Below are 12,893 nucleotides of genomic sequence, written 5' to 3'. Positions count from 1 at the left end.
GCGTTCCTCTGCCTCTTAAGGGCCGTTTCACTTTATTTCTTTAGATAAGCCATCAGATCATTCAGACTTTTGATTACCCTCCCTTCCGTTATTTCTTCGACAACACAGGGAACCGGCAGAATCTCCCTCTCGATTTTACTGCGCTTGATCAGAAGTGCGGGCATAGTGAGCCTTTGAGCCGCACTCCAATCTTCCGGTCCATCCCCAACGAAAAGACACTCCCCGACAACAAGCGACACATGGCGACAAGCCATCAGCAACAGGTCTGGTCTTGGCTTTGATGACAGCGAGGGTGTCTTTCCAACAATCGCGTCCAGAAACGCAGACAACCCAAGCCTTTTGACAAGCGCTTCCGCATCCCGCTGGCATTTGTTGGTCACAACCACGACGCGATAGGCCTCCTCGGTGAGCCTTTGCAAAACCGGCACCACATCAGGATAAAGCCGAGCCATCTGCTCTTCCATCATGGGATAGTAAGCCAGATAGTGGTCAAGCTGGACCTTTTGCTCCTCTTCTTTGATCTTTTCTCCCAAATGCTCCGCAATGGTGCCGATAAGCCGGAATGCTCCCTCGCCCAGAAGCCTTGCTACCAGATCCTCCGACACTGGAGGGCGCCCAACAGAAGCGCGAGCACAATTCACCGCCGCATGCACAGCAGGCAATGTATGAGCCAGGGTACCATCCAGATCGAACAGCACCGCCCTCGTTCTTGACCCGCCATTCTGCCGGACCGGAACTCTTTTGCTTTTGTGAGGGAGCAAAACTGCATCTGCCTGTTTCAGGTCGAGAGACAGGTGACCAAGACCAGCCGCCTGCTTGAAAGCAGGTAGCCTCTGCAATTCATTCAAAATACTTTGTTCCAAGCCATCCTTTTGCACAGTCGCAATGGAAGCGACATTCAGTTGCAATATCGCCTGCCCTTTACCATCGCTTGCCAAAGAGGCGGCGTAGTCGGTGACACCATCTGTCGCGAAAAGCGCTTCATCCAATGCACCACGCGTCAGCCTTTCGCTCCCGGGAAGTTCAAAGGCCGTGAGCAACCGGTCATCGGGGCCATAAAGACGTCGGGTGACATTGCCGCACGTGCACGGCTCGTCAACCAATCGCCCCAGATCTCCAGTCCTGTAGCGGATCAGTGGCAGCACTTCTCGGCGGAGCGTGGTAATCGTTATTTCGCCATAGCCCCCTTCAGGCAGAACAGTGCCGGTAAGAGGATCCACGATTTCCAGATAAAGATCCGTTTCCCTCACATGCAATCCATCATGGCAAACACACTCCAGCGCCCCGCCATAGCCGGTTTCCGTCATGCCCCAATGATTGAAGACAGATGTGCCCCACATGGTTTCAAGACCGCGAATTATTGCTTCGCAGGCATGGTCAGCACTGATAAGGATCGCACGAGGATGGGGCACCAGACCACCATCAGATAGAGAAAGACGAGCAACGGCAAAGAAGGGGACCGGAAGACCGAACAGCACATCAGGCTGTTCGGCACGAAGCCAATCAAGCAAGGCGTCCGCAGAAGAAACATCGGGCGCCGTCAGCGGTGTGGCGTTGAGGCGTCGCGTCGCTTCGTATAGTCCCTGACCGATACTACCAGACCGGGTCGCAGGAAAGGCGATTCCGACACGATCTCCGGCGTGGGTAAACTGGCTCATGCCACGGTGGAAATAGTTAATGGTGTTTTCCAAATCCGCATCCGAGAAGGCTATGCGCTTGGGAGCCCCCGTAGTGCCCGAGCTTTCCAGCGTTACCATACGCGCAACCAGATTGCGGGGCGCAGCGATGAGGGGTGGATCATTGCGCGCTAGATCTTCCGGCCATGTAAAGGGCAGACCTTGAACATCTGCAAGGCTCTGCGGCAGCCCTTCCGGCCAGCGGGGAAACTGGCGATAGAAACCACTGTTGGCGCGAGCATGCTCGATCGTATCGCGAATATGGGCAAGTTGATAGGCATCGCGCTCTTCTCGGGTTTCAAAAGGACAGAAGCCACGCTCGCATTGCCCAAAAACCTCACTCTGCATGAAAGTCTTCAGCATCCCTCCTCCTTCCGGTAGAGCGAACGCCCTTCCCGATCCGTAAGATTGAATGCACAAAAAGGCACAGCCTTCTGGTCAGGCATCATGACATGAATGTAGCATTGGCGCAGACGCTCCAGATCTAGCGTCCATGCATCCTGAAAAACCATCGCCGACAGTCCCAACGTGCGGGCACGCCGCTTCAGCACGGCATCAAAAGCAGCAAAAGAGGGATCGTCGGTATCATCCTCCTCATCTGCACAGCTCCACTGGTCAGCAACATAGCGACGCGCGCGCGCCACATCGGCACCAGGCACAGCTTCTTTCTGAGCATCAGGGCCAGGACAACAACTGGACTTGGCAGGCTCCGGCTCGTTCCCGGACGAACAGCGACATCCTTCTTGCTCATGCTCGATTTCTGTTTCCGGCGGCCGGACGAGCAGATCCTCTCCCGGCACACCACACCCACAGGACTGGCTGGCTGCCCCACCCGTATCTTCACCTGCCGAACAGCAGGATGACTGAGCAACCTGATCAGGGACCAAGCGCCCATCCTCCTCAACGACAAAGCGACCACTGAAGGAACAGAAAGGATTTTCCGCAGATCCCGGATGGAAATCATAAAGAGAAATTCCTCCCTTCTCATGAGAGATCAGTGCATCCATGACTTCCGGCAGCGTGAAACGGGTCTCCGGACGGGGAGGCTCCGGTGTCCGGCCAAAATAGCTCACAGGTTGAAAATGCACTGCGCGAACAGTCGGCATATGGGCTTTGGCATAGTCAACGATTGCGCCAATTTGATCGGTATTGACACCCGGCACGAGTGTCGGCACCAACACCACGCCAATATGCGCCTTTTCACAAGCAGCAATGGCATCTTCCTTGATGCGTGCCAACTTTGCACCGCGCATGGCTTTGTGAACAGCATCAGACACGCCATCAAATTGTAGGAAGACACAGTCTAAACCCGCATCAGCCAATGCTCGGACATAATCAGGATCCTTTGAAAGCCTTAAACCGTTGGTGTTGAGCTGAACAAAAGAAAAGCCCTTTGAGCGGACAAGCGCTATGATTTCGGGCAAATCGTCACGCACCGTCGGCTCTCCTCCGGAAAGCTGGATATGCACTCTACCTCCGGCCCGTTCCATCAGTGTGTCAAGCCACTTGTTTATGGTATGCATAGACACATCTTTGCCTTCCCGCTCTGCCGAAGCAAAGCAGAAGGGGCAAGCGATATTGCAGCGAGACGTCACTTCGAGCAAAACACAACAGCTTTGCTGCTGATGGTCGGAGCATATGCCGCAATCATGGGGACACCCCTTATCGACCGACGTCGCCGGATTGAGAATCTGCGACTGGTTCCGCGGAGCTTTGTCCCAAAGGAAGTAGCTTTTGAGACCACGCCAGATAGGCGTGCTTACCGTTCCATGTTCTGGGCAGCTTTTCTCAAGATAGACGGTGTCGCCCTCGGCATAGCGGATCGCAGAAACGGTTTTGAGACAATCCGGGCAAACGCTTTCTGTTGTGCCGAGAACCATACGACTGTCGGAATAGGTCATGATGCAGCCTCCAACATATTCCTGATTTCAATCGGCACACCGGGAACATCGCCCCCCAAAGTATTGATGGCAGCCACAATGGCAAGGGCATCGCTGAGCCGCTTGCGCACACCAGCCAACGCGTCCGGTTGATCGGCAAATCGCACAAATGCCGGAGCGAAGCGCTGTTCAAGGCCAACGATTTCCTCCCCGGAGACAAGCTTGTCAGCGAGATAGACCAGTGCGATTTCATCAAGACGCTGATATCCATTTGCCAAGGCCATGTGTTGCCCAACTATATTATGGAGCGCGGGAAATCCCCATTCGGCGAGCAATTCCGCTCCTAGAGAAGCGTGTTGAGGTCGGCCCTTTGCGATATCATGCAACAGGGCTCCAGCCGTGATCTGTCCCATGTCCAGATCCTGCTTATGTTCGAGAAGTCCGCTTGCCAGTAAATTGGCCAATTTGGCGACAGCTTGCCCATGACGACGGACGGATTGTGGCGTTCCAGCCGCATCAAACAGGGCTTCACATTCACGCTCATCGGGCAAATGGTGGTTTTGGAGAACCGCCAGCTGTTCTGCATGCTCTTCGGGATAGTCCATGTCCCTGAGGCAACCACTATCAAATACGGCGATTGTTTCCGACGCATGGCGCGACAGGATCGAGGCTGCCCCCCCCTCTTGTCCATCCCCTGCCAGCAGACCTTCAAAGAGGCCCCTAGCGATGAAAGGCGGGTGACCGATTAGGCCATCAAAAACCGGATGAACCAATAAAGCATCAGCATGGCGGGCTTTTGCCATAACCCGCTTCAGAGTGGTCGGCCTGACCAGCGGAATATCAACTGGCATCAACAGACAGCCAGCAACCATTTGGGGCAAGGACGCAATGCCAGCCTTGATAGAACTGAACATGCCGCTCTCATAATCCCGATTATACACCGCTACCGCCCCGATACTCTCGACATGGGAACGGAGTTCCTTGGCTTTATGCCCGATCACGACATGAACAGGTTCGGCACCAGCTTGGCGCGCCACCTGCACAACATGTCTGAGCACAGTGCCATCACCAAAGGGCAACAGCGGTTTGAAAGCACCCATGCGCGACGAAAGCCCGGCAGACAGAATGACAGCCGCAATTGGTGCCTCATGTTTGTTTCTCGATGCTGGCCTTTCAAGGGTATCGGTTTGCGCAAGATCCATCATGACAGGAACTCCAATGCGCCAGTATCCTCGCAGGTCTCACTTCCGCGTGGCGGGTGAGCGATATCGACGTCATAGCGGTTGAGTATTTCGTTGAGTTTCTGCCAGCTTTCAGCGATCAGAGCGGGGCAACGCCGGGCTTTCAAATTCATGTCAAACTGCATGATGTCGCTGCAATTACAACCGCCATACTCCTCTGTGCATCGATGCTTGAACCAACCACCGAACTCTTCAAGAATATCGACAAAGCGACTGTCTTCACTTTCATCCTCACCGGCCTTACCCACCAGCATGCCAACAACGCAAGAACCGGCAGAAAGAATGCCGCACGTCATGCCCTGCCCCATGCCAACAGCAAGGCCAGACATGGCGCGAACGAGATCTGGATCCTGTCGACCTGCGGCTTCCAACGCCAGTATCATCATGATGTGACTGCATTTGAGATCGGCGAGCAGCAACTCAGCTACGCGAAAGGAGTCTTCTGTCATGTTATTGCCTCCTGACTGTTGGCCCGATTGGTATTCGCAGGACGATCAATGGGCTTGACCGCAATGGCCATATAGTATCCGGGCTTCAAGGCATGCATCTGGGCACTGGTTCGAGCATCTCCCCACAAGGCGTCAAGGGAACCAAACCGGAAAATGAAACGGGCCACAAAGTTGCGCAGACATTCAGATCTATCCTCAAAATACAGCAGCTGAAAGCCTGCCGTTCCGATGGCCTTTCTCACTCTATCCGCCGATAAAAGGCGGATCGCCCTTTCATCCCATAGGGACATGTCCGGATTTCGGGCATATACATCGCACAAGGCTAGTTTGCCCCCTGCTCGTAAAACCCTGAACCATTCAGCCAGCGCGGCCCGGTGATCCGGCATGACTGTCAACACGCATTCAGATAGCACCCCATCCATGGCTTCGTTATCAATCGGCATGGCTGCACCACTGCAGCAGAACAGATCCACGTTGGGGAACAGATTGCGGGCCATCGCGAGCGGGGCCGCATCCGTGTCGACACCCACCACATTCAATCCGCGGCGGATCATGACTCCCAGACTGCGCCCCTGCCCGCATCCCACATCGACCACATGATCTGCGATAGCAAAGCCAGCCCGATCAAGAAGCTCACCAGTCATCCGCAGCCCACCAGGGCTTATTGGATCGCCATTTCTGTCCGTGACAAGACCATAGCCAAAGAGGCCCGCGCACCCACTGGCATGCTGACCCGCAGCCTGTCTGGTGACAGAATCCATTACGCCATGAGGGCCGTTGATCTTCATTTGTCCTCCAAAGCCTGTTCGACTTTCAACATGCGGCCATAAGCCAGATCTTCAGAAATATAGACAAAGCCGCATGTTGGGCAGACGGGAAGATCCACCGGAAAGGTCTGCCCCATATAGCTGGCAATGACCTTTCCCTGCTGGAGCGGAGTTTCGCATCTCGCACAGAGTAGATCGTCCAAATGCGGGGTCTCTTGTTCCTTGGGAGAAGTCATTTTTGCACCTCCACATCCATACGATGCCCATAGGCGCGGTGGATGAGCGCCCCCTCATCTGTGAGTTCATATTCCACCCAAGTGCTTACCGGCCCTGTGCGCAGAGTCGCGATCATATGCCCGCTTTTCCTGTCCTTCAGTTTCTGTCCTGATGTTTCCGCATGAGCCACGACCTCGCGCACTTCGTCATCGAGGATCAGCTTGCGCTCCATATCAACCCGGACGTCATCTGAAATTAGAATAGTCCACTCAGGATCTTGCTCTTGCATGCTTTCCCCCCATAGTTCACGCAGCAATCTGGCCTTCAAGCGGGCTCTATTGTCCCGGCGATTGGAGAAGCCCGGGTCTGGACGGGCCGCCGGATCGGCTCCATCTTCAGATGGAAACAGGAAATCGAGCAGGTGTGCAGATCTCTTCCCCCGTCGGGCAAAATTGTCCCGACACATGGCACAATAGGCCAAATAATCCTCGGAAAGCTCTGCAGCTCTTTGATCAACAATGGCGTCCGCTACCTCACGATTGGCAAAGGATACCAAACCGCCATAACCGCAGCAGGTCGTCTTTTCCGGACCAGAAATCTCTCGTATCGTCAGCCCGGTATCTGCAGCTAGGGAGCGCACAGCAGCATGGATTTCTGTCTCGTGACGCCCAGTGCAGGGATCATGAATGGCAAACACGGTGCCATCCGGCACAGCCCTTGCCTTTGTTGGCAACGGGCTTTTCGCGAGCAAAGGCCAGAGCGACCGCACAGGAAGGTCTGGCATGGCCTTCTTGAACATGGACAGACAGGTCGAGCAAGCCGTGATGATCTCCGGCTTGCCACAGCTTTCCCAGCTTGCACGCAGATGTGCCAAAACTTCATCATGCAGTGCTGTGCGTCCGGCCCAGTAGGCAGGCGCACCACAGCAATCCATCATCAATCCAACCCCTCCGGATACTATTGCACCAAGATGCAGATAGAGCCCTTGCACCTGATAAGGAGCGGAAGCGGCCAACTGGCAACCGGGGAAGAAAAGATAAGCACTTTTGTCATGGCCGGGTTGATGGCGCATGAAGGCAGAGCGATGTGACCGGCTGTCCGCCATGTCACGCAAGGCGAAGTCGTGATGAGAAGCGGGCATGTGGCCGCTATCAACCATCTCACGACGTGCTTCAAGACAGACATCCCCCATAGCCAGATCCGTGGGGCACACCGTCTCACACAAACCGCAGAGCGTGCAGCTGTCAATCATCCGGTTGGCCTTACGGTTGCCCATGACGATGCTGAGATTGTTATGAATCTCGCGCACCGCGCGTTTGGGATAGGTCTTGTAGTGGGCAAGATAAGCGCAGGCTTTTGTGCATTCCAGGCAATTACACGGAAAACACCGTTCCGCCTCTGCTATGGCTTCATCAGGGGTGTATCCAATTATGCTGTTTGCGGCCTCGACGGGAGGAACGGGCGGATGTGCATCGACATTGACATAAAGGCAAGAGGTTGCCGCAGCCGTGCTATCTCGATTTGCCGTCAAGGAAGCCCCTTGCAGGAACCTGTCTATGGAACCAGCGGCCCGCCTTCCATCATAGATGGACCGAACAGGTGAATAGACCTCGCCCAACGCGCCATGATAGCCGCCACCGAAGACTTTCGGATGGCTGGTCGCACGGCTTTCGGGATCGATCTCGATGCGCCCATTGTCACTCAGTCGGATGGTCGGAGCAAAGGCCGTTGCGACTCCGGGTCCAAGAGCAAGCAGAACGGCGTCATGGTCTTCGATCAGGCTTGCAAGACCCATCGGGCCCTCTCCGCCAGTCACCCTGCATTGGCAACGGATATCAACCCCGAGCGAAGTGAGACTGCCCAGATCAAGAGCAATGGCAGAAGGCGGGAGAATGGCGGGGTCATATTCATGATGCAACCGTTCGAGCGGATGGGCGTCCGCTTCCAGAACGGTGATCCTGTGCCCCTTCATAGCCAGATCGAAGGCAGCCGTCAGCCCCGACAACCCTGCCCCCACGATGGCAATCTTTTTGGGTTTGGCGATTCTTTGTGCCTGCCGACGCAAAGTGGAACAGCTTTCCTCGACAAGGGTCCGCTCAATCTGGGAAATGCGCACCGCCCCACCGGCTTCTGCCCGACGGCACCCTTCTTCACATGGATGATCGCATATATGTCCGAGAATGGCAGGAAAAGGCACATAAAGGCAATAAAGCGCAAATGCTGCGGGGAAATCCCCTTCCTTAACCTTGGCCAACATTGACCTCACATCGACGCGTAGGGGACAAGTCACCTCGCAAGCAGGAGGTTGTTCCTCAATGCATCTTGCTTCCAGAAGCTTTACCTGATCGCTATCCATTTTGATGCCCCGTTCATCTGTCTCTATTGCCGGGCCTGAAGAATCCGGTCCAGCCAGTTTGATGTCAGAGGTGCAGGGCCGGATAAGAGGCATACCCGGTCCCGCGCCCACCAGAAGCATGCATGGCATTGTAAGAGGAAATGCCATGCTGCTTCGTTTCAGGCTCAGGCCAGCTCTTTAGGGGCTTTTTCCCTTGCTGCCTTTGCTTCGAGTTCGGTTCTGATAATTTCTGGCAGAGCCGGAACACGGAAGATGCGAACACCACAAGCATTGTAGATGGCGTTCAGGATCGCCGGATGAGCAGCAGTCAAAGGCGCTTCCCCGACACCTGCTGCGCCGAATGGTCCATCAGGACGCGGCGTTTCCAGATACAGGATCTCGATGTCGTCAGGGATATCCTTCGGATACGGAATACCGCAATCCATCAGATTGGTATGAAGCTCCAGATCCTCGAAATCTTCGGATAGGGCCAGCCCGATCCCCTGCGCTAGGCCACCATAGATCTGGCCGTCAACGGTTGCCTTGTTGATGATTGTGCCGACATCTACCGAGGTGGTGAATTTGACCACCTTGACTTCACCGGTTTCGACTTCGACCTCGACCTCAGGCATGAAGACTTCATACATGTAGACCGGGAAAGGATCGCCCTGACCGGTTTCAGACGAACAGTCTGTACAGGCCGCAGCCACCCAGTTGCCGTCATAGACAAGCGGAATGCCATCGGCGACCATTTCTTCATAGGTGCGATAGCTACCATCCTCTTTTCTCATTGCATTGAGTAGCATTTCTGCTGCAACGCGGGTTGCATTGCCAGTAAAGACATTGGAGCGGCTACCGCCAGCAGGACCTGAATTCGGACCATTGGTATCATTCATCACCAGAGAAATCTGTTCCGGTGTAATACCGGTAGGACGCAGCACTTCATGCGCCATGGTCAGCGTACCAAGGTCAGCCCCCTGTCCGTGATCTTCCCAGGCATTGTAGATAGTGACGCCATCCTTGGTCAGTTCCGCGCGGGCATTGGAGCTGTCCGGACCATCCAGACCGCAGCCATAGATACCCAGAGCAATACCGACACCACGTTTTACCTCATCGGTAGAGAGCTCTGCGCAGCGTTTCTTGGCTTCTTCATATTTCGGCCGCAGCATGTCAAACAACTGAGGCAGAACCAGAACCTCGGGTTTCTGGCCGGTTGGTGTGGTCGAATTTTCGCTGTAGAGGTTTTTATAGCGAAACTCGAACGGATCCTCGCCCATCTTTTCAGCCAGAATATCAATGGCGGTTTCAGATGCCAGGAAGGCCTGTGGAGACCCATAGCCACGGAAGGCCGATCCCCATGCATGGTTAGTTGCCACGGTAAGCCCCTTGCCGCGGATATTCTCCAGATGATAGCCCGCCCCGGTAAACTGGGCCTGACGCAGGGTAACCAGATCGCCAAACTCGGAATAAGGACCATGATCAAGCCACCAGTCGGTTTCCATGGCTGTTAGCTTGCCATTGTCGTCACAACCCAATTTGATATTGATGTTAACCGGGCTGCGTTTCCCTGTATATGTGATGTTCTGGTACTGGTCATACACCAAAGATACAGGCTTGCCGGTAGCTAGAGCTGCCGCTCCCAGAAGGGCCTCCATGGTGGGAGAGAATTTATATCCGAAGGTACCCCCGGTCGGGTTCTGGATCAGGCGCAGTTTGTCAGGCTCAAGACCAAGCCCCGGACAGATCATGGCATGATGCAGATGCACGCCGATGGATTTTGACAGGATGGTCAGAACGCCATCTTCATCTACATAGGCTTCACCGCAATCCGGCTCCAGATGCAGATGCGGCTGGCGGCTGCAATAGGTGGTAATATCGACAAGAGCGGAAGAGCTAGCCAACAGCGGTTTGGTATCTTCGCCTTTGACAACCCCCTGCTCATAATAGGCGTTTGGTGTGCCCGGATGGATTTCAATGGCATCCGGAGCCAAAGCAGCAAAGCCAGACATATAGGCTGGCAGGGCCTCGACATCGACTTTCACCTTTTTGGCCGCTGCCCGTGCATGGTCTTCGGTATCAGCCGCCACGATGGCGATAGCGTCACCGAACTGGAAGATTTTATCCTTGCAAAGGATCGGACGATCCCATCCGTCACCCTTGTTATCGGGGAAGGTGATAAGCCCTGTGATGGCGTTACGCCCCTTGACGTCTTTCCAAGTAATGACCTTTTCGACACCCGGCATGGCTTCTGCTTCAGCAGTGTTGATGCCTTTGATCAAGCCATGAGGAATTTCGGCCTGAACAAGAGCCAGACGCAACGTACCTTCAGGCATACGCAGGGCAATATCCGCACCGAAATCCCATGTACCGGTTACCTTGGCTTCTGCCGATGGGCGGATATGGGAGGTCCCCAGAATGGAGCCGTCTTCCTTGGGCTTCGGCATGATCTGGGCAACGGTCTTTTCGCCGCGCATGACGGCTGCAGCATCCATGACTGCATCAACAAGTGGCTTGTAGCCTGTGCAACGACAAAGATTACGGTTGCGGTTGAACCATTTGCGCACTTCTTCCCGCGTCGGATTGATGTTCTTTTCCAACAAGGCCTTTGACGACATGATAAAGCCAGACGTGCAGATACCACACTGGGCGCCACCATGGGTCATCCATGCAATCTGGATCGGATGCAGGTTCCCCGGAGTGCCAACGCCTTCGATGGTCGTAATTCTGGCACCTTCGCGCACATCGCCGATTTTCTTGTTACAAGACCGGATTGGCTTGTCATCAATGATAACGGTACACGAACCGCATTGCCCATCATCACAGCAGACCTTGCAGCCGGTCAGCATCATCTGCTTGCGCAATACATCAGCAAGAGAGGCCTGTGGTTCGGCAACGACCCAGCGGTCCACTCCGTTGACGTTCAGTTGTATTCTTTTCATCACTCTTCTCCTAATCCTGCGGCTGGAAGCCTCCATCCGCCTGCTGATTCCCGAGTCCTAGGCACTGGCGTGCGCTAGCTCCTCCCCATCTTCGGTCCCTGAATTGGCTGTTAGGTACAAATCACCTATGGTCCTCGGTTGTCCGACCAATCCTTCAGCGCCCCGGACATGAGCAATCATTTGGGCAACCACCGAAACGGCGATTTCCTCGGGGTTGTCGGCACCGATATCCAATCCCACCGGTGCGCGAACTCGACTAAGCTGTTCGGCTGAGATTCCGGCCTCCAGCAATTTGCTATTGATCGTGCGGATCTTGCGCTTGGAGCCAATCATGCCGATGTAGCTCGCTGGCGTTTTGACCGCCCAGGCCAGTACGTCCTTGTCGCAAATATGTCCCCGCGTCGCGATGAAGATTATCGAGCTTGCATTCGGCTCAAGCTCCTCCATCCTTTCTTGCCATGATCCCGCCAGCGTTCGCTCAGCAAAGGGGAACCGTTTTTCATTGGCAAATTCAGCCCGGTCATCGATCACGACAACCTTGTAGCCGACGCGATGAGCCAGCTCGGCTGTTACCAGCCCCACATGTCCGCCTCCGAACATGTAGAGCGTTACTGCGGGCAGAAAGGGTTCGACGAAAATGTCAAGGCTCCCCCCGCAAACCATGCCGCTGTCCATCAGTGGATTGTCATGCAGGTTGAAAGAAATCATTTCCGACTTCCCATCCTCCATGGCCTTTATGGCCGCTTCGATGATCTTTCCTTCTGCCAGCCCCCCCCCAACGGTTCCCACGATCGTGCGATCGGCGCAAACAAGCATTTTTGCTTTGTCCGACGCGGGAATGGATCCGTTTGTAGTGACGATCGACGCCAGGGCACATGGACGCCCAGCCTCATTCTCCCTGATCAATTCCTTGAACACCTTCATTGTTTTTGCCTTTCAAAATGGCCAGATGCTTCCCTCTAGGCCTGCCTCCAACTGGTTTTTCTGAGCCAACCACCAGAAGAAAGAAAACACACGGTTTCTCCTCCTTGACAGCCAGTCCAGCGAAGGCAGGTCTTCAGGAGACATCAAACGTGATAGACGGCACCCGACTGGCAGACTTCGACGCATTGCGGCTCATCGAAATCGCCTTCGCATTCCTTGCATTTGCTGGCGTTTATGGAATAGAGCTTGCCTTTGCGGGTGATGGCCTTGTTCGGGCATTCATCGATGCATGCACCACAGGCTTCACAGATGTCCTGATCGATTGCATAAGCCATTTTTTTCTCCTCTCAGTTATCTTTGGCTGAACCGACCTGCCGGTCCGCCGCTATGGGGGACACCCCGACCAAAATTTGGGCCGGAATGTGCCTGATCACTATTTCCCGCCGTGTCCTCCCTTGCTGTTGCA

Annotated in this window: 10 protein-coding genes; all 10 read right to left on the bottom strand. The window is 54.8% G+C overall.

Features of this window, described 5'->3' with window-relative positions; all coding sequences use genetic code 11:
• Positions 1–32: 32 nt before the first annotated feature.
• The gene (locus BM258_RS21960) at positions 33–2,039 is read right to left on the bottom strand and encodes a DVU_1553 family AMP-dependent CoA ligase (RefSeq protein ID WP_090075394.1); all 2,007 of its coding nucleotides are present in this window, start codon (positions 2,037–2,039) and stop codon (positions 33–35) included.
• The gene (gene trsS / locus BM258_RS21955) at positions 2,033–3,577 is read right to left on the bottom strand and encodes a radical SAM (seleno)protein TrsS (protein ID WP_210186848.1); all 1,545 of its coding nucleotides are present in this window, start codon (positions 3,575–3,577) and stop codon (positions 2,033–2,035) included. The genes BM258_RS21960 and trsS overlap by 7 nt, the downstream gene beginning before the upstream one ends.
• Positions 3,574–4,761 carry a DVU_1551 family NTP transferase gene (locus tag BM258_RS21950; protein WP_090075393.1) on the bottom strand — a complete coding sequence of 396 codons (1,188 nt, stop codon included), beginning with the start codon at positions 4,759–4,761 and terminating at the stop codon, positions 3,574–3,576. The genes trsS and BM258_RS21950 overlap by 4 nt, the downstream gene beginning before the upstream one ends.
• The gene (locus BM258_RS21945; RefSeq protein WP_090075392.1) at positions 4,758–5,246 is read right to left on the bottom strand and encodes a DVU_1555 family C-GCAxxG-C-C protein; all 489 of its coding nucleotides are present in this window, start codon (positions 5,244–5,246) and stop codon (positions 4,758–4,760) included. The genes BM258_RS21950 and BM258_RS21945 overlap by 4 nt, the downstream gene beginning before the upstream one ends.
• Complete coding sequence (gene trsM, locus BM258_RS21940) at positions 5,243–6,034, bottom strand: DVU_1556 family methyltransferase (protein ID WP_090075391.1); 792 nt, start codon at positions 6,032–6,034, stop codon at positions 5,243–5,245. Before trsM ends, BM258_RS21945 begins: the two co-directional genes overlap by 4 nt.
• Positions 6,031–6,249, bottom strand: coding sequence for a DVU_1557 family redox protein (locus BM258_RS21935; protein WP_090075390.1), 219 nt, complete (start codon positions 6,247–6,249; stop codon positions 6,031–6,033). The genes trsM and BM258_RS21935 overlap by 4 nt, the downstream gene beginning before the upstream one ends.
• Positions 6,246–8,732 carry a pyridine nucleotide-disulfide oxidoreductase/dicluster-binding protein gene (locus tag BM258_RS21930; protein ID WP_090075389.1) on the bottom strand — a complete coding sequence of 829 codons (2,487 nt, stop codon included), beginning with the start codon at positions 8,730–8,732 and terminating at the stop codon, positions 6,246–6,248. The genes BM258_RS21935 and BM258_RS21930 overlap by 4 nt, the downstream gene beginning before the upstream one ends.
• A 17-nt stretch (positions 8,733–8,749) precedes the next feature.
• Entirely contained in the window at positions 8,750–11,503 is a 2,754-nt protein-coding gene (locus tag BM258_RS21925) for a molybdopterin-dependent aldehyde oxidoreductase (protein WP_090075388.1), read from the bottom strand.
• 57 nt (positions 11,504–11,560) lie between these two features.
• Complete coding sequence (locus tag BM258_RS21920) at positions 11,561–12,427, bottom strand: XdhC family protein (protein WP_090075387.1); 867 nt, start codon at positions 12,425–12,427, stop codon at positions 11,561–11,563.
• 143 nt (positions 12,428–12,570) lie between these two features.
• A complete protein-coding gene (locus BM258_RS21915; RefSeq protein ID WP_090075386.1) occupies positions 12,571–12,762 on the bottom strand; it encodes a 4Fe-4S binding protein in 192 nt (63 codons plus the stop codon).
• Positions 12,763–12,893: the final 131 nt, after the last annotated feature.

Origin of the sequence: Cohaesibacter marisflavi (genome assembly GCF_900115225.1) — a bacterium.
Taxonomy (GTDB): domain Bacteria; phylum Pseudomonadota; class Alphaproteobacteria; order Rhizobiales; family Cohaesibacteraceae; genus Cohaesibacter; species Cohaesibacter marisflavi.
Note: the sequence above shows the minus strand (reverse complement) of the source record. Positions and strands in the feature narration are given on the sequence as shown.